Source organism: Candidatus Nitrosocosmicus oleophilus (assembly GCF_000802205.1).
GTDB classification, from domain to species: domain Archaea; phylum Thermoproteota; class Nitrososphaeria; order Nitrososphaerales; family Nitrososphaeraceae; genus Nitrosocosmicus; species Nitrosocosmicus oleophilus.
The window spans coordinates 2363091-2382698 of sequence record NZ_CP012850.1; the positions used below are offsets into that span (position 1 = coordinate 2363091).

The 19608-nt window shown below is 34.8% G+C and carries 15 protein-coding genes; 6 read left to right on the forward strand and 9 right to left on the reverse strand.

The features are described 5' to 3' along the window. Nucleotides 1-15: 15 nt before the first annotated feature. Nucleotides 16-1224, reverse strand: coding sequence for a glycosyltransferase family 4 protein (locus NMY3_RS11480; RefSeq protein WP_196815990.1), 1209 nt, complete (start codon nt 1222-1224; stop codon nt 16-18). Between the two features lie 495 nt (nt 1225-1719). Then, nucleotides 1720-2757, reverse strand: coding sequence for a glycosyltransferase family 4 protein (locus NMY3_RS11485; protein ID WP_196815991.1), 1038 nt, complete (start codon nt 2755-2757; stop codon nt 1720-1722). A gap of 253 nt (nt 2758-3010) precedes the next feature. Between NMY3_RS11485 and NMY3_RS11490 the strand changes: the two genes are divergently transcribed. Beyond that, entirely contained in the window at nt 3011-3685 is a 675-nt protein-coding gene (locus NMY3_RS11490; RefSeq protein WP_196815992.1) for a class I SAM-dependent methyltransferase, read from the forward strand. Nucleotides 3686-4034: 349 nt separating this feature from the next. Beyond that, nucleotides 4035-5549, forward strand: coding sequence for an oligosaccharide flippase family protein (locus NMY3_RS11495; protein WP_196815993.1), 1515 nt, complete (start codon nt 4035-4037; stop codon nt 5547-5549). Between the two features lie 153 nt (nt 5550-5702). On the opposite strand, the gene NMY3_RS11500 is transcribed toward NMY3_RS11495, so the two are convergent. The 4 genes from NMY3_RS11500 to NMY3_RS11515 all read right to left on the reverse strand — a co-directional run bounded on the left by NMY3_RS11500 (nt 5703) and on the right by NMY3_RS11515 (nt 10926). Continuing rightward, entirely contained in the window at nt 5703-6821 is a 1119-nt protein-coding gene (locus tag NMY3_RS11500) for a hypothetical protein (RefSeq protein ID WP_196815994.1), read from the reverse strand. Nucleotides 6822-7247: 426 nt separating this feature from the next. Beyond that, nucleotides 7248-8513: a PQQ-dependent sugar dehydrogenase gene (locus NMY3_RS11505; protein ID WP_231100033.1), complete on the reverse strand. Its 1266-nt coding sequence runs from the start codon at nt 8511-8513 to the stop codon at nt 7248-7250. Nucleotides 8514-9112: 599 nt separating this feature from the next. Further along, nucleotides 9113-10231 carry a hypothetical protein gene (locus NMY3_RS11510; RefSeq protein WP_196815996.1) on the reverse strand — a complete coding sequence of 373 codons (1119 nt, stop codon included), beginning with the start codon at nt 10229-10231 and terminating at the stop codon, nt 9113-9115. 308 nt (nt 10232-10539) lie between these two features. Beyond that, on the reverse strand, nt 10540-10926 hold the full coding sequence (locus NMY3_RS11515; RefSeq protein WP_231100034.1) for a hypothetical protein: 387 nt from the start codon (nt 10924-10926) through the stop codon (nt 10540-10542). Nucleotides 10927-11037: 111 nt separating this feature from the next. On the opposite strand from NMY3_RS11515, the gene NMY3_RS11520 reads away from it, so the two are divergent. Beyond that, nucleotides 11038-11802, forward strand: coding sequence for an SIMPL domain-containing protein (locus NMY3_RS11520; protein ID WP_196815998.1), 765 nt, complete (start codon nt 11038-11040; stop codon nt 11800-11802). A 561-nt stretch (nt 11803-12363) separates the two neighbouring features. Beyond that, nucleotides 12364-12783, forward strand: a complete 420-nt coding sequence (locus NMY3_RS11525) for a Trm112 family protein (protein ID WP_196815999.1) — start codon at nt 12364-12366, stop codon at nt 12781-12783. A 162-nt stretch (nt 12784-12945) separates the two neighbouring features. On the opposite strand, the gene NMY3_RS11530 is transcribed toward NMY3_RS11525, so the two are convergent. Then, nucleotides 12946-13239: a hypothetical protein gene (locus NMY3_RS11530; protein WP_196816000.1), complete on the reverse strand. Its 294-nt coding sequence runs from the start codon at nt 13237-13239 to the stop codon at nt 12946-12948. Nucleotides 13240-13329: 90 nt separating this feature from the next. Between NMY3_RS11530 and NMY3_RS11535 the strand changes: the two genes are divergently transcribed. Next, nucleotides 13330-13614: a hypothetical protein gene (locus tag NMY3_RS11535; RefSeq protein ID WP_196816001.1), complete on the forward strand. Its 285-nt coding sequence runs from the start codon at nt 13330-13332 to the stop codon at nt 13612-13614. 391 nt (nt 13615-14005) lie between these two features. Here the strand turns inward: NMY3_RS11535 and NMY3_RS11540 are convergent, their stop codons facing one another. Beyond that, nucleotides 14006-14746 (reverse strand): protease inhibitor I9 family protein, encoded by a 741-nt coding sequence (locus tag NMY3_RS11540; RefSeq protein WP_231100035.1) that lies wholly within the window; start codon nt 14744-14746, stop codon nt 14006-14008. 433 nt (nt 14747-15179) lie between these two features. Next, entirely contained in the window at nt 15180-15464 is a 285-nt protein-coding gene (locus NMY3_RS11545) for a hypothetical protein (protein WP_196816003.1), read from the reverse strand. 331 nt (nt 15465-15795) lie between these two features. On the opposite strand from NMY3_RS11545, the gene NMY3_RS11550 reads away from it, so the two are divergent. Next, nucleotides 15796-19497: an Ig-like domain-containing protein gene (locus tag NMY3_RS11550; RefSeq protein ID WP_196816004.1), complete on the forward strand. Its 3702-nt coding sequence runs from the start codon at nt 15796-15798 to the stop codon at nt 19495-19497. The last annotated feature ends 111 nt before the right edge of the window (nt 19498-19608 follow it).

The following is a 19608-nucleotide window of genomic DNA, read 5'->3' on the forward strand; positions in this document are numbered from 1 at the left end:
TTTTATCAATCAAAATTATCTTTTTTCTGTAACTAGGTTCATCAATTCATTAGCCAACTTTTCGCTATCAAATCTTTCCTTTATAAGGGAGATGCCTCTAGTACTAGCGTTGGTAACAAAATGACGATCCCAGAATACTGTGTATATGTTCTCCGAAAGCATTTGCACATTTTCTGGAGGGGATATCAGTCCAATCTGATTTTCTTCTATAAATCTACCAAGTAACGAAGTCCTATATGTAGTGGCCAAAATTGGAATTCCGCAAGACAAATACTCAAGAGCCTTAACTGGCATAGCATTATTTAGAAAAACATGATTCTCATGATAAGGAATCACTCCTACGTCTGAAGCAGATACGATATCAGCTACATCTGATCGGTTATTTTTTTTCCCTAAATATTTTACATTTTCACTGATACCCAAATTCTCAGCAAGATTCATGATGTTATCTATATCAGAACCGCCACCAATCAATATGAGCTTCAAAGTTGGAATTTTTGGCAAAAGGATTTTCATTGCATGAACTATTACCTCAATTTTATAATACTCTCCCAATAGACCGCTATGAATTAAAACAAAATCCTTAGTATCTAATCCAACCTTCTTTCTTATGGAATTCTTATTTTTAATATTAGGCTTAAAAATTTTAGTATTGGCCCCATTTGAAATAACTCGATTATTTGTTACACCTCTCAAAGAAAGTTTATTCGATACGGACTCTGTAACTGTAATTACGAGATTACTTTTCTTATAACATTTAGTCATAATTGTTTTCAATATTTTATACATGAATGTGAACACTTTGGCTTGTGAATTTGATATGGCATAGTCCTCCCATTCATCGCGGTAGTCAAAAAAAATTCGTTTGGTCCGTACTAGCTTTGCCAAAATAAAGGCCCCCAACGAAGCTTCTCCCGGCGGTACTGAAATTATCACTATATCAGGTTTTGCTATAACATAGGGTATCCAAGAAGTAAAGAAAAGTGAAAATAAATTAAAGACAAGGGTCAACGGCGTTAGATTTAATATTAGCGGAACATAATTAATTATCTTAATACCATTCCAATATCTTGATCCTGGTTTTCCTCCTCTCGTAGGATCAAAGATGCATGAGACTGTTACACTGTTTCCCATTCGCCTCAGATAGTCGGCATTATATTCTACCCTTGTTGATGCAATTCCGGGCCCAGAATTTTGAAGCGAAAGTATAAACAATATATTCATATTAAATCTAGTATTTGCAATTTTCGAAATCCAAATGATCTGATTTTAGCATCTTGGATGATAATTCCATAAAGACAAAGAAATGTCATATACTTGATCATTAATATTACTTTTAGAAACATAACAGATGATTAGAAAATCCTAGTTATTTATTTATTTCTTCTATGAAAGGCTATGAATATCTAGTTTCTAATGTATTGGAATGATGAGAATGTTTTAGTTCAATAGAAGCGAGAGGACCACTAAAGATTTCATTTGAATTAAAAGGGTTGATCTTTAATATTAGAATACAAACAAATAATTCATGAAAAACTTAATAGTTCCAGTTTTGATCTGTAATTTGAATTATGTTTTCAACTTACTGAACTTAATTTAAATCCATTAACATAAAAACAATAGGTACCGTAACAACCAATATTAGGTTTAGATACTCTATCTATTTTCGATCGAATTTTTTTGATGATGCCATTTTATAACAGAATTGTTAAATCAAATTTAACCCAAATCAACTGACAAAATCTTGCAATAGAGTTTATGATAGGCAATCGATACTGTTTTTGACGAGTATTTTGATAATGCATTTTTTCTATTATTCAAACCTTTTTGATAGAATGATTCCGGATTAATCTTGATCTCATGAACAATAGATCTAACTGCATTGACAACATGAGTCTCATCTAATATTACAATATAATTGTTAATAGAGTCAACCATTTCAGTTAACGCTTGCAAATTATTACAGAGGATCACATTTCCTCTCATAAGAGCGTCAACCAATGCATAAGGTTGATTGTCAAAGGTTGAAAAGTGAGCATATATATCTGAGGTTTGTAACGAATTTCCAAAATCACTTCGAAAACCCATAAATTTGATATTCGCGACCCCTCCAAACCTAGTCTTAAAATCTCTGAGATACTTCCCGTCTCCAAAAATGAAAAGTTTGATCTGCACCGTATCCTTTGAAACTTTGGTAAATGAATCACAAAGAACGTATAGGGCCGATACCTTCTCCTTTATATTAAAATTTGAAGCAGAAGTAATTATGATATCATCATCTTTAGATGTTTTTGGCTTTCTAGAAAAGCCCGTTATCTGTTCCAAGTCAAAAGGATTTGGGATTACGAATGATTTCTTAGAATCAAATTTTAGTTCGCTAAATAAATATTCGCTAGGTGATACAAGAGCATGTGAAAATTTTCTAAAAAGTTTATCACCTACCCAAAATAAGGCATTTAAAAGCGGATGACCAGTGATGGAATTCTGTTTCAGGTAGTCACCATGATAAGTAGTTAATATCTTTTTTCCAAATAATTTTGCCAATAATATGATTGGAATTTCTGCAGGGGACATCACAACAAAGTGAACTACGTTTACTCTAGTCATTTTTGAACAAAAATCCTTCATGAGTTGTATATAACCTCGGAAAATTCCATCACGCTTATTCCAATAGATACAGTATGTTGAAGGTTCCATGGCACTAATTCCTTTTATTATCTCTTTAGAAAATCTATGAACGCCAGTTTCGTTACCCATTTCAAAACCACAAAAAATCAATATAGATAATTGTTTTTCCAATTTTATATAGTACTACAGTAAATGGCGAATATATAATTTGTCCAAATGAAAAAAAGTCTCAGTTTGGTAACAACATGAAAGGCAGTAACCAAAGTAATGGACCAAAAATATCATTACTAGGATGATGGTATAGTTGAGTTTTTCAAATACGGGACTCTCTGAATTAATAACTCAAAGGACTTAAATATTTGATAAAAAAATATAAAACAACTTGAGACAAAATCTTTGGGATAATAAGGGGATAGCCTTAAATAGACAAATAAGAAGATCTCAGGTCGTTAAGAAGAGTTTAGATCGAAATAGTACAATGTTATTGGATATAGGGTGTGCAGAAGGTTTCACAACTAATTTTATTAAAAATATTGCCGAAACTGTTATTGGATTGGAATTAAACTTTGAATATTTAAAAATTGCCATCAAAAAGGTCACAACGGTGCATTTCCTAAATGCATCAATTGAATTCTTACCCTTTAGAGAAAAAACCTTCGATGCTGTTACTATTTTGGAAGTATTAGAGCACTTACCCACACAGTTACAGGTTGATGGGCTTCGAGAAGCAAGTCGGGTGTTGCAATCGACGGGTACTTTGATAATTTCCGTCCCGTACAAAGAACAAAGAACTTTTACTACGTGTATACATTGCAATAAGGATACTCCGTTGTATGGACACTTGCACTCCTTGGATGAGGACATGATAGGTTCAATTTTACCTAATAGACTATTTGAACCTGTTAAGAAATACTATTTGCCACATTTAGAAATGATATCCTGTTTGAATATTTTTCGTTTTCTACCCCTTTCGGCATGGTTGAAAATCAACAATATTCTAGGGAAATTTAATGTTATGAGAGGCTATTGGATAGTTTTGAAATATATTAAAATTTAAATACTGAATTTATTATTAATTAAATGTAACTAAATAGTAGATTATTCCCTCATTGAATTTAAGCCCTTATTGAGAGATGGATATAGAGATCAATTATGCATAAAAAGAGTTCTACACTTTGAAAGGATCAAAGATGGGATTGGTGCAATTTGATTATTTTATCATTGATTGTAGAAGATCAGATAGATTGACATTACCATTAAATAGGAAAAATGAATGACCTAGTTTGGTCATATTTTCTCCTAGTTTAGATTGGATAATTGATCGCTAAAAAAAATTAAATTACATTGCTTTATTAGTGGACAGAGAACAAGATAGATAATCTATATTTTTAATAGTTGATGATAAAATGAGCGAAATAAATAAAAAGAATGTAGGAACCGGAGCAGCATACCTCTACATAGAAGCACTTAGTTTGATGTTTTCCGGATATATTTATTGGTTAATATTATCAAGAATCGCAACTCCTTCGGAAATTGGAATTTCTTCTACAACTATATCTATAGCTTTAATTTTCATGACAATAGCGTCTTTTGGGATTTCGAATGGAATCCAAAGTTATCTTGGAAGATCTTTACTTAACAAAAATTCAGAAGAAATGAGGCAGGTTATTAATTCGTCAATTCTCATGCTTAGTATTGGAGTTATCGCTTCGGGCATCTTTATGATTTCTTATTCTGGTTGGATATATGGATCGTTTAAGGTAGATTTTGTATTAAGCATAATATCAGTTTTAATCATGGGGTTTTCTACATATGCAGGGCTCCTACGTGCTATTATTATTCCATCACTAAAAACAAGAGTAATAACAATTTCCTCAGTCTTGGCTACGATTGCGAAAATTTTAGTAGCAGTAATATTAGTAATGTTAGACTGGGGTGTAATCGGGATCTTAATAGGTTACATGATGTATCCAATTACCTCTATCTTCATACTGGCCTTCGCAGCTAAAAGAATACTTTATAGCGATCTAGATTTGAAATCTTGCAAAGAATATCTAAAAATAGGCAGTATATTTCAGATCCGTAATATTCTAAATTCAAGTCTTGCATTCTGGATCCCAAATATTGTAAATATCATTGGTTCTCAACTAGGAACAGTCACAGTATTCGTATCCAACGGTGCTGCTGATGCGGGAATTTACTTCATTGCTTTTTCGATCGTGACAGGTATCTCTATCATTCTATCAGTTTTCTCGACAATAGCTTATCCTACTTTGAGCACAATGAATGATGGGAGAAAACGCGCGGTTTGGAGACTCATTAAAATTTCACTTTTGATTACCATCCCTATTTCAAACATTCTGCTATACTATACCAATGAAATCATGACTCTATTCGGAAGCTCCTATTCAGCGGGTTCATCAAACCTAGCTATTTTATTGCTGTCCATCTTGCCAACGGCTTTAATTACTGGGGTAAGTGTTTTATCATACTCATACAATAACAACCGAAACGTTCTATACCTAGGACTCTTTACAAGTTTCCCAAGAACCCTTTTTTATTTGATTTTAGTTCCGATTTGGGGTGGAGATGGAGCAGCAATTACATACTTTGCTGGTTCTCTGATAGGATGCGTTGCTTCCCTTTTGATTGCTAAGAAAATGGGTCTAAAGTTTAACTGGACAATGATCGGAACAATATGTTTTGTTCCCCTATTAATAGCATTACCTTTTAAATTATTTGATATCAATTACGGTATTAGTATCATTGTTAGTATTATAATTTCGTATTTGATCTTATTAAGATTAAAAATCATTGAACTGGAAGATATTCAAGACATCCTGAGAATACTCCCTAATTTCATTGTAGAGCCATTCGTAAGGCTTGTTAAAAATGTAACTAGTAGGATAAGAAGGTTTTGAAAGTTCTTTCGACATAGTCCTCAGAATTTGCACAAAATATGAAGTATATTGAATTTTATATCATTTAATCATCATAAACAGAAATTTCTTGATCCCTGTGTAGTTTTATAAGCTCGTTGTAAGGGTTCAATACCCCACGGAATTCTGCATTCCCTATTCACCTAATCTTATAGATTGGATCATTGTAATTATCTGAGGCATGAACGCATCAAATTTTTCATACGAATTTGCAAAATAGGTATAAACAAATAATGAATTGTCTACAAACTTCCACAACTGCAGCCCTTTAAAGTATTGAGTTCCATTTTCATACGTAAATAAAATCATTGGTGTAGGATATCCCAATAAATTCGTTGTTGTAGAATTAATCACGCTGAAATTATGTAATGTTTGATTTAGAGAGATCATATGGTCGACGACAAAATCGTTATATGAGCTGTTAGAAAGCGGTATTCTAGAGGCAGTAATAGCAATTCCATCATCTTTGGAAGAAAATATCAAGCCGTCATTCGCTTCGATTTTTTTTAAGTTTGCAGGGTATTTTAGTGATAGGCTTAACTTCTGATTCTCATAATTTGACAATATGGTCTTTTTGGCTTGCTGAGTTTGTGATTTGTTGCCTTGTGAATCATTCAAGTGGTGTGATTGATTCAAGTTTTCTAAATATCGTACGGGTTCAAAAATATTTACAAACGAGGGCATTTGAAGTGATGAGTACATGTGTGAAGCCAACGGGAAAAAACGATCGAATAAATTTTCTTCAGAGTAATATGTAAAAACTATTGTTCTATCGTCATATATTTTGATGAATAAAAGAATCTTGTATGAATTATTTTCCTCTCCGTACCTAAATAATAATGTCTGTGTGGCTAAATTAGATGAGTCCTCAGACAGGTCAGTATTTAAGATTTGAACATTAGGAAACTTGGTTTGAATAGAAGAGATCATGTTCATTGTAATTTCATCTAATGATTCGTTTATACTGGGCTTATTTTGAATTATTACGCCGGTATTCGTAATAGGCGATTGGAAAGAAATTTCATTTGAATTACTTTGTGTCATTATTGTCCAAAATGAAGGATACTGAATCTTAATCATCTCATATGGATCATAGTAATTAAGAAATTTAGTACTTAAATTTACTTCGTTCTCAAAAGAAAGAGCATCTTGATATTGAGATGGAAGATTCAGTCCGAAGTATAATAAAAATAGGAGTGAAAATGTTATCAAAGTCAATTGAATCTTGCTTGACTGCATTACAGAATTAGGCATATTGCATTATATTAATATTAGTCATGAATGCGATCGCTCAGATTACTCCGCCATTTTATTACTGACTATAAGTACGATAGGTTCTTTAATACCAAGCTAAACATAAAAGGGCTAAGAGCGAGATTGAAAAACAATTATTGAATCCAAAATTATCCACTAGATTCAAGAAATATGAATATTTCTCTAAATTTAAATTTGAATTAGAACTATCAAAGTTGAAATTCAATATTTTATATTTGATTTGAACAATAACATTTATTTGACAATTCAGGTCTTAAAATTTGGATTTATTCGCTGTCTTCCAAAAGTGAACGTCATAAGTATCAAGGCACATAACTAGGAAGTGCATCGTAAAACCATGGAAAGATCAGATTAGTTCCAAGGTAAGATATTAATTTAAACATATTAAAAAAGTTCAAAAAATGATCATTTGGGGTATAGTTTAAAGATCCTATGTACAGGAGGATTATCATCAATTTTACCATAGCCATAATCGACGACGTATAATAATCCATCCGGGCCTGTTTTGACATCTGTAATTCTTCCAAAACCAGTTCCAAAAACTATTGGGGACTGTTCGAGATTATTATCCGCTACTAGATCTTGAAGCCCAGGTATATCATCGAAATTCAAACCTGTCCTAGTTTTATTTACCATCAAATGATACAGATTTCCGTTATTAAAGTCACCAACAAATAAATTATTAAGATATTTCGTTCCAAGTTTAGAAGATTTCATGAAATCTATGCCAGTAATACCTACGGGGATCTTCCAACTAAATACAGGATCGATATATTTGGCTCCGTGTAACTGAGTCAAATTCGCCAACGTTGAGTTGGTTCTTGATATTGGTCCATGCACAATTTTCCACCCGCCGTTGAAACCCGGATTTAAAATGTTTATCTCATCATATGATTCAGGGCCATTTTCTGATTCCCACAATTTGCCTGTAATTGGATCAAAGCTTATTCCGAAGCTATTCCGGATCCCATACCCAAAGTATTTACCTAAAGGGTCGCCAGTGTTATTGGAAAAAAAAGGATTATCGATTGGTTGTGAACCATCACTCCCATTAAGTCTTAATATCACACCTGTATCATCGGGAGCTGTTCCATTTTTGATATTTTGGAGTATCCCATTATGTCGATAATCTCCAATATGTTCATAATCGCCTATTGTAACATACAAGAATCCATCAGGACCCATTGCCAACTCACCTCCGTTATGGTGTGGGCCAGGAGGTAGTGGCAAATTCAAGATGAGATGCGGATTAATAAGTCTACTGCCGTTCCAATCATATTTGTATAATCTGTTATGAGTCAGGTTCCCGTCATGAATTTCTGTAAAATATAAATAAACACTCGTTCCTAATTCATTGTAAATGGTTTGATTAATGCTATCAATTGAGAATGGATCCTTTTCTATGGCTATGCCTAATAACCCCCTTTCAACTTCCCCACTAACATTTAGATTAAGCACCGGATTAGGTTGCAGTATCTCATTTGAAATTAGATAAATTTCTCCAGATGTTTTACCTAAAGCAAGTATATTATTCCTATCTAAAAAATCTATATTTGAAATTGAATCTGGCAATCCTTTACCTATTTCCTTTACACCTATGGAAGAATCGTTAACGGTGGGCAGTTTTTCTAAATTAAGTGTTGCATATACAAAATTTTGAGAGAAAATCATGACAACACATAATAATGCTGAATATAGAAACCCTATTAAGAGAACGATATTATAATTCATTTCCTAGTTTTTGTAACAATTTCTACAATATAAGCTTAGCCAAAGGTGAATGCATCACGACATTGCAAAGGGATCATCCACCACTTTGATGCCAATTTTATCTGATAATCATCAATCATTTAACTTGATTTTTATATTGACAGGATATTTAGATACTGATTAAATGAGTTAGGACTTGCAAATATACTGGGGAAGTAATCTTGTATTCCACTCAAATTAATCGCATTAGAAAAATTAAATGATTTATCAATAACATGCAGTTGCTTCAAATGTAATTCGATTGGCTAGGCCTATACGCACTTTAAAGAACATATTTCTATGTTTTGTTTACTATTGAGGGTGAGCACGGAACCAACTGTTCCTTCAATATTGACGCCATTTGCTTTTCGGATCTTAGGATGGGAGTAATGTAATATTCTGAATGTTGCAGCTTTTCAGTTCGACTCCTAATCCATCGACTTTGAAAGGGATCCATTAAGAATGATCAATTGATGGTTTGAAACTAGATCTATAAAACTATTCTTTTCATGCAAAAATCCTTAAGGTCTAGACATTTCATTTAGGCTGATCAATATGCTACTTTTACTTGGAAATTCAATATCATCTGTAGAGTTATTTTGAATGGCTATATCTGTAATAGGATTTGTTTCATCTGAAGCAACATTTACATGATATAAACAGAGTTCTCCAAGAGTAGACAATGGATCTACTAATTCCAAATCAGCTGGGTTTAGGTTTGGGACTTGACCAACGAGGACATTTAAATCAGTAGAACCATCACCATCACAGGGAAGATTCATAGCTACGTGGCCACTCAGGATTTTGTATGGGGAGCTATCATATATTTGAATATATTCGCCTCCGGGAATAGTTTTACCATCAAGTAAAATAGTTTGACTGTCCTGGGTTGTATATGATTTACCCACAGAATTATTTGGTTGCTCAGTAGTAAAACTAAAGAAATCCAGATCTTTAATTCTACCATAGTCTAGTCCTACCATGCCATCAGAAAGAAAATCCTCGGTGACGGGAATTGAATAGTAAGTTGTACCATTAATTATCAAATCCAAAGATGAATCATGATTTACTAGAGACATATTAAACAAAGTTCCTGGTTTCCAATTCAGATCTGTTTTTATTCCTGGCCATTGAGGGTATGAGGTCAAGATACCGTTAGTGACATTATAGAAAATCCCGTAAATAGCATCATCAAAAAGATTGATGCCAGCATATTTGTAATTATTAGAATCGAGGAAAGAATGCACTATTGCAACATAATTTGGAACTACCATGTTCAGATCGTTAATCCTAAAAGAGGTTGACAGATTCTCTATGGTATTATTGATGGCCGGATCCAATATTATGTTACTTACTAGCACTTTGCCACTACCGTCCGAGCCCCCATGAAAACCTCTTTCATCCGAAGTCCAATGCCCAGAAATATTTACCCATTGAATTGGAATATTATTTGATTGACTCTCATTTACAGATAAGTTTGATTCAGCACTGGGTGGTGTAATTGTTTGATTAGCATTTTCGTTTGCGACCAATTGGTTAAAGAGGCTCTGTCCGAAGATTGTTTGATCAAGAGTAGATATATTCAAAATTATTGTTAACATTACTAACGAAAATGTTACCCAATAGTACTTTGATTTCATATTGAATTCATGATCATCAGTCAATAAAAAGATATTGAAAATCTTGATAAATACATATTAAAAATAGTAACGTAACTAAAAGTATACAAAGTTTCTTCTGTTAAGCGAATTTTAATAAAATGTTCTTAAAAAGTTATGCCATTTTAAATGTATTTGAACGTCTTTTAAAAGATGCGCCAAATCGAATTTGGATTAACCCATGTATTTATCCAAAATGGAAACACTATTTCCTTGGATGAAATTAGCATTTGTATACCTTTCCCTAAGGCATTCTGTCCTCGTGTAGGATTACCACTTCTGGAATTAGATCATTTTTTACGATAGGCTATACGGTAATACTTTCTTACGTGAGGTCTGTACATATAGTAAATGATAATAGCGTTGTAGAGTACCCCAAATATAGAAATAAACTGCCCGTTTACGACATTTAGCAAATACCCGGCTGCTCCAAATCCTGACAAAACCAACAAAAGTTTCCATGACCAGTTCCTACCCATATAAAGTCCATATGCAGTTAACAACGATGCTACTCCCAAAATCAACAAAAATGCTGGCCCCATAAGATATACCCCGCCTAACGGTAGCAATAGATTAAATGCATAAGCAGACATCATTATAAGAAGTATACCACTAATTGTCGTAAGTATAGTGATTATCAAAATTCCTCGAGGAAGCTTTTTGTTTATTTTTTCCACTTTTTTATCTAAAAGTTGTGGGAATATAACTTTTAACTAGCGATTTAGAAATTTTATAACTGATCGATTTCAACAAAAAATCTTAAATAAGAATATTATCACAATTTTTTTATGGTTTTTAATAGAAAATTATACCTAGCTCTATCTTTTCTTATTGTGCTTCCGCTCACTGTCATTACCTCAAACGTCGCTATAGTTGATGCACAGAGTTTTGTCATCCCAGAAGAAAAGCCTACAATTTCCACAACTGGAAGTGCAGAAAAAGAAATTCCCTCCGATGAATCTCGAATATCTTTGGCGGTTGAAAATACGAATGCAAATCCCAATACTGCTAGAAAAAATAATGCTGACAAGATGAATGCAATAATTAATATCTTAAAACAGTCGGGACTTTCAGATGAAAACATTACCACTTCAAACTATCAAATAACGCCAAATTATGACTATGAAAATAGTAATTATGACAAAATAATTTCTTATACGGCTCTAAATAAAATAGAACTCAAGACTTCTGCAAATGCAAATATTTCCAAATTCATTGACCTTGCTGTTAATAATGGGGCTAATAGGGTTGAGAACATCGACTTTGTAATTTCAAAGAAAACTCTGGATGAGAACAGTATGGAGTTGCTCAAGGATGCTTTTAGAAATGCCAAACTTAAGGCTGAAATTTTGGCTACAGAAGGTAATTTTACAATAACAGGTGTAAAAAAAATTGATACTAGTTCTGAAGGAGGTTATACCCCACCAGTCTATTTCTACAATAATTATGCCGGAGATACTGCAGAAAAAATGCCATCTCCTTCTACTCAAATAATGCCTCAAAAAAACAAGATTACAATAACCCTGCCTGTAGTTTTTTATATAGGTAACTAGACCCAATAGTCAATACATCATTCTTTATCTTTGTGGCATAGTTCGCTTAATCTACTGGATATGTGAAGTATTCAGACTGCAATAATATTTCATTACTATTTAATGGCAATGTCATGGTAATAGAATAGTAGCAGAAAATTTAGTGTAAAATATGATTATGAACTAAATACAAATAATATACAACTCTCCTTTTTTGAAAACATGTACAGATATGATAAAAAGTGCACAAATAAGAATTTCTTATCCAAAGTCAAAAAAAGAATATCAAATGTATAGCAAAATTCAATGGTATTGATTCTATTTAGATTCTTCATAGGCATATATCAAGAGATGAGACATGCATTTTGTTTAGATGTAGACAAGATTATTTCTCATACAAATAAGGACATGGTAAAAGTACCAGTAATTGCCAAAAAAAGGACTATAAAATGTCCTAATTTAGGAGAAAATACCATATCCATTAAGCACTAGATGACCGGTTGTTTCTTACCTAGTAGGGAATAGGTCTGGATTAACAAATATTAAATAATTGGATCATATTGTTTCCCATAGTGAATAATGATGAATAAGAAACTTTTAGATATACTAGTTTGTCCGTTTGACAAGGTGTCTAGTCTCGAACTATTTCAATTCAAGGCTAAAACAAATTCTAACAATCCTACCTCAATTGTCAATAACATAGGTCCAGAAAGTAAAAATTCTTTAACAAATCAGAAGGAAAATGATCAAGAGTCAAAGGATATTAACACGAATACAAAAGACCCATCTGTTTCAGAATTAGACATGGAGTCTTCTGAAATTGTTGAGGAAGGATTATTACTATGCCGGACATGCCTTAGATTTTATCCCATCACTGAGGAAATTCCGATAATTCTGCCAGACGAGCTCAGGGATAAGAAAAAAGACTTGGAATTTCTGAAGACGTGGAACGAAGCAATTCCCAAGGACCTCTTAAAGAATCTAAAACCTTGGACTATATGAAAATACGTAAAAATAGGATCAGAAACTTCAATGTTAAATCAAATATTCAGACCAGTTTCAACTTAAAAATGGCTCTTTACTTTAGTTCCAAAACCCAATCTTGAGCAAGATATTGCCAAACGGGATTCTATAAATTAAACATCGGCACACTAGAAATATTTGTCAAGTTCGGTTTATCATGACGCTTGTTCTGCGATAATTCCGCATTACATTTAAAACCTGACTTAATTCTATTATCTCATTTTCGATAATATCCTTGTCATTTTCCTCTTCATAAGGTAGTCTTAGTAGCCTTTGACAGGCTTTCAGCTGTGCCTGTAATAGTTCTTCCTTGTCCAAACAAGTTGGATGAGCCGACTCCATAAAATGATAAGTAATATTTCTGTTTTTTCTGTTATTACAATCAGTTGTTTTTGCCTCCACTATAAAAGGAATTTCTGTTTTGATTATGTTCATATTATTAATACCATTGGAAGGAGTGCAGCTTACTATATAACGGTAATCAATGATCAAAATTTTTTATACTATATGGTGATACATTTCTTATTGACCAAAAAATCGACTCCCTCAATCTTTATAATCCTAGTTCTATCAATTTTTGTTGCATATTACCTCCAAAACAACTTTCATACAGTTTCAGCAACTACCGGTAGTCCCAAAGATCAACTAATGCCATTTGACATCAAGGATATGTTTGATGCCGGAGCCGCTCAAAATGAAACTGCAGAGAATTCATCAAATATTGTTACAGAAGACAATCAAGACAGTCCCGTAAACTGTGAAATGCCCCCATGTCCACCAGGACAGGCCTGCATACAAAGCTGCCCTTAATTTATTAAATTATGCTGTGACTGCATATCTTGGATTCTTATTTGATATTTCTTGTATTTGGTAATAGGTACGACAAAATCGACAAGTCCACCTCACATAAGTAAATAAATTTTCACTTGAAAAAGTAATCTGTAAGTCTATAACAGTCATCCGATGATTACCCAAACTTTTTTCACTGCAAGGATGAGTTAATCCACTTCCCAATTGTTGTTGTATTATTCCTAAACATTGAGGTTCCTTTAAAGTAGAGGTCATGGAATGGCTAAATAGCCATTAGTATGATAAAATAAAAGATGTGCCAGGTGGATCCCATCATAATTAGGTAATTCATAGTTGAGAAAATATCTTTAAGTGCTTAGATCTAAAAATTAAACTTAGCAGTCAAATCTCTCTAAGGTGCCATAGGTTCTATGTCCGGTGAAAAGACTTCTAGAACTGCACTTGGTAGCGTTTGTGCAAAAGCCTGAGCCATTACATCCTTTTCTACATAGTCAACAATAGGAAGTTGCTCAATTGATTCGATGACTTTATCATTTGGTACCTTGATTGTCAATCCGTTTATGACATTTTCATAAACTTGAAGAACTTCAATGTTTTGTGTGTCAGATTTTTTAGATAACATTGAAAAAAAGTCAGATACAGTCGTATCATCGTCCTTAAAAACAACAATATATTGCCCGGGGATTTCTTCGTCTTCAGAACCCATTGTATTTGAAAGAAAAGTAGATGGGGCGTCAGAATAATCACCGACCAAAGGTAAAGTATCTTGGAGTTCAAAGGGAGTTTTGCTGATCTTATCAGTGTTATCATCTTCGTTACTATAAACCTGTGTCATCATATTCGCCGGAAAAGGGAGGGAGGCGGATCGAGATGAGGTAGTATCTTCATTGGACTGCCCATCGCTATCCCTGTTATGTGTAGTGTCTAGGTCAGAATCCATATTATCCTTCTTATCGTCTTCGTCGGCATTAAATTTAGGAATACTATTTGTAATTGCACCAAAGTCAATAATAGACGAACTGTCCTTCTTAGGAGAACTATTGTCAAAATTAAAATTAAGAAAAGGAATATCAGGCAAGCCTATGCTAAATGCGTCGGCTCTTTGAATGACGCTTGTACTCAAAATACTCAAAAGTACCAATAAAGATAAAAAGTATAATTTAGCATGTTGACGGCCTTTGCTATTCACATATTAGTATCGATGCTAGAACATTTATGAAATATTGAAAATTTTCTCTTCTCATAGTTTCAGATCTTGATTATACAACACTCGACAAATATCAAATACTGGTATAGTTTTATGATAGATAAAATTACTAATGAGGAATTAGTTTATAGATAGTATATTAACTTCTGGTATAGTTTTATGATAGATAAAATTACTAATGAGGAATTTTGTTTAATTAAGTAATATAATCAAAACAGGTAATTCATAAAAAAGTGAAAAGAGTAACTTTTCTTTTAAATTCTTGAATATCATATATGACAGAAAAAGATAGGTTAGGTAAATATATTAAAATACGGATTTCTATTAAAAATTTGATTTATGAAAATAAAAAAAGGTCTTATTGTTGACCTAATGCGTTGTTGCCGTCATTTAAGTTCAATGACAAGGCTACGTTGTTACATGATGCAGTTGTATCGTTACCAGAACCACATCTTGATGATTGGAGTGTTTCTGTATCTTGAGCGATCCCTTGTGCTGCTTCATTAGATTTTTTCTTGTGTTTATCCCCATGGTGATTATCCCCACCTGCAAAGGCCATGTTATCACCAAATGTTGCTACTGAGCCAATCAAAGCTGCTGCTATAAAGATTGACAAGATTGACAATTGAATTTTTTTATTCATGCAAGATAAAGTGTCGTATTATATAATTGGATTGTTAAATCAGATTCTGAAATAATCTTACTAAATATGATTCTTGAATAATATTTCTCGATAAAATTCAACCACAAATTATTCGATGACTTATAGTTCTAGTATTGTATACGTATCTCATAATTTCCACGTCAAAATTCATTGATAAGCATGTTACATATACAGCAAACGTCTCAAAAATAGTTCGATGAAAACCGTGAATGGTTAATTATCTATATTTTTGATTAAAAAACTAATCATTTCTATCTCGGAATCAACTATCATCATATAACTTAAATAGTTGCTTTTTTTTGATTTAATATTGAACAAGAATTTCATACTTGTGATTATTTTAATATTATCGGCAACCGTGTACATCAATTATTCAGTCTGGATTGACATATACGCACAAAATAACGGATCTGGGGATAATGATGAAAAAGACCCAGTTATCACTGTCCCGGCCAATCCAATAATCGCGGAAGCTACAGGACCACTAGGCTCCCTTGTTTCCTATAATGTTTCAGCAACAAATGCTACTGGGACCCCTATAGACGTTAGCTGTACACCACCAAGTGACAGCATGTTTGCCTTGGGAACTTCAACGGTAGAGTGTATCGCTATAGATGAAGCAGGAAATGATGCAAAGGCTTCGTTTGCAGTATTAGTTCAAGATACAACTCCACCTACAACCGAACTAGGAATTGTTAAGACAGGTTGGATGGGCATATTAATTGACAATGATTCTACAAATTCTGATGATATTGGATTTGCCTTTACAGGTTCCGATCTTGTAGGTGTCAAAGGCTTTGAATGTAAACTGGATGATGGGAATTGGCGTCCAAGTACAATAGATTATCAGGAAACTGATAAAGCTGGGTGTTATTACATGAACGTCGAAGAAGGCCCTCATTCGTTTCAGGTTAGGGCAGTAGATACATCAGACAACAAAGATCCAAATCCACAATCCTTTTCATGGACAATCATATCTCTTGAAGATGCAATAGTTAATCTTCGTGATTTTGTATCGACAATAGTTATGCCTCCTAATTTGGAAGAAGAATTAATAGATTCGCTAAACAATGCGATTGGTAATATTCAGGATGATGGCAGCTACGACCATCTAATTTGCGAATACCTAGATTCATTTAGTTATAGTTTTGCAAAGGCTTCTGTACTAGATTTGTTTAATCAAGACGTCACAAATTATGTAGATAACTCATTCACATCAATCAGAGACAGAACAGGTTGTAATCCACCAGTAGTGAGTCTAGAAAATGAGATCACAGTGGACGAGGGGGTCAAAGGTGTGATTTTGGATGCTTCTGGTAGCTTTGACTCAAAGGATGGGAAAAATTTAGACTACGAATGGAGTCAAATCGCAGGTACTACAGTAGATTTGTCAAATATTTACAAGTCAAAGGCCTCCTTTGATGCCCCAATTCTTGAAGGCACTTCAAACCAAGTAGTATTTTTCAAAGTACAAGTAACTGACAAGAATGATCTATCATCAGAAAAAACTATCAAAGTGGTAATTCGAAATTTGGTACCGGTCCATGTTCCACCAGTAGCCGATGATCAGCGTGTGTCAGCAAATACGGCTGATCCTACAGAGATAACTCTCACAGCTACAGATCCAGGTGGTAATCCTTTGACATATTCCATAGTTTCACAGCCACAGTCAGGCACCATCACAGACCTTAACGAAGACACAGGTAGTTTGGTCTATACATCCAATGCCGGATTTACAGGACAGGATAGATTCACATTCAAGGCCAATGATGGAACCGTCGACAGCAATACAGCCACAGTAAGAGTAACAGTGAACGCAGTCAATGTTCCACCAGTAGCCGATGATCAGCGTGTGTCAGCAAATACGGCTGATCCTACAGAGATAACTCTCACAGCTACAGATCCAGGTGGTAATCCTTTGACATATTCCATAGTTTCACAGCCACAGTCAGGCACCATCACAGACCTTAACGAAGACACAGGTAGTTTGGTCTATACATCCAATGCCGGATTTACAGGACAGGATAGATTCACATTCAAGGCCAATGATGGAACCGTCGACAGCAATACAGCCACAGTAAGAGTAACAGTGAACGCAGTCAATGTTCCACCAGTAGCCGATGATCAGCGTGTGTCAGCAAATACGGCTGATCCTACAGAGATAACTCTCACAGCTACAGATCCAGGTGGTAATCCTTTGACATATTCCATAGTTTCACAGCCACAGTCAGGCACCATCACAGACCTTAACGAAGACACAGGTAGTTTGGTCTATACATCCAATGCCGGATTTACAGGACAGGATAGATTCACATTCAAGGCCAATGATGGAACCGTCGACAGCAATACAGCCACAGTAAGAGTAACAGTGAACGCAGTCAATGTTCCACCAGTAGCCGATGATCAGCGTGTGTCAGCAAATACGGCTGATCCTACAGAGATAACTCTCACAGCTACAGATCCAGGTGGTAATCCTTTGACATATTCCATAGTTTCACAGCCACAGTCAGGCACCATCACAGACCTTAACGAAGACACAGGTAGTTTGGTCTATACATCCAATGCCGGATTTACAGGACAGGATAGATTCACATTCAAGGCCAATGATGGAACCGTCGACAGCAATACAGCCACAGTAAGAGTAACAGTGAACGCAGTCAATGTTCCACCAGTAGCCGATGATCAGCGTGTGTCAGCAAATACGGCTGATCCTACAGAGATAACTCTCACAGCTACAGATCCAGGTGGTAATCCTTTGACATATTCCATAGTTTCACAGCCACAGTCAGGCACCATCACAGACCTTAACGAAGACACAGGTAGTTTGGTCTATACATCCAATGCCGGATTTACAGGACAGGATAGATTCACATTCAAGGCCAATGATGGAACCGTCGACAGCAATACAGCCACAGTAAGAGTAACAGTGAACGCAGTCAATGTTCCACCAGTAGCCGATGATCAGCGTGTGTCAGCAAATACGGCTGATCCTACAGAGATAACTCTCACAGCTACAGATCCAGGTGGTAATCCTTTGACATATTCCATAGTTTCACAGCCACAGTCAGGCACCATCACAGACCTTAACGAAGACACAGGTAGTTTGGTCTATACATCCAATGCCGGATTTACAGGACAGGATAGATTCACATTCAAGGCCAATGATGGAACCGTCGACAGCAATACAGCCACAGTAAGAGTAACAGTGAACGCAGTCAATGTTCCACCAGTAGCCGATGATCAGCGTGTGTCAGCAAATACGGCTGATCCTACAGAGATAACTCTCACAGCTACAGATCCAGGTGGTAATCCTTTGACATATTCCATAGTTTCACAGCCACAGTCAGGCACCATCACAGACCTTAACGAAGACACAGGTAGTTTGGTCTATACATCCAATGCCGGATTTACAGGACAGGATAGATTCACATTCAAGGCCAATGATGGAACCGTCGACAGCAATACAGCCACAGTAAGAGTAACAGTGAACGCAGTCAATGTTCCACCAGTAGCCGATGATCAGCGTGTGTCAGCAAATACGGCTGATCCTACAGAGATAACTCTCACAGCTACAGATCCAGGTGGTAATCCTTTGACATATTCCATAGTTTCACAGCCACAGTCAGGCACCATCACAGACCTTAACGAAGACACAGGTAGTTTGGTCTATACATCCAATGCCGGATTTACAGGACAGGATAGATTCACATTCAAGGCCAATGATGGAACCGTCGACAGCAATACAGCCACAGTAAGAGTAACAGTGAATGAAGTTAGTACTCAGCCTGTGCCTAAGCCAGAATCTGAACCAGAGGTAGACAACTCATCTGAGGATACCACACCTCCAACATCAACTAAAGATACCACACCTCCAACATCAACTAAAGACAGTAAACCTTCAACTTCCAAATCAACCGGTCTTAACAGTACAAGCCTCAGCAGTGGCGGGGGCCTCTTTTCTGATGGATTTCCAGGGTTTACAGGTAATATGAAGAATCTATTTGGCAATTAAGCAAAGGGGAATACATACATTATTGATTGATTACCTAACACTGATCTAAAAGCGCTCTTATTTTTTTAGATTTTAAACATTTACATTAAAATTATTTTTCTAAAATTCGAT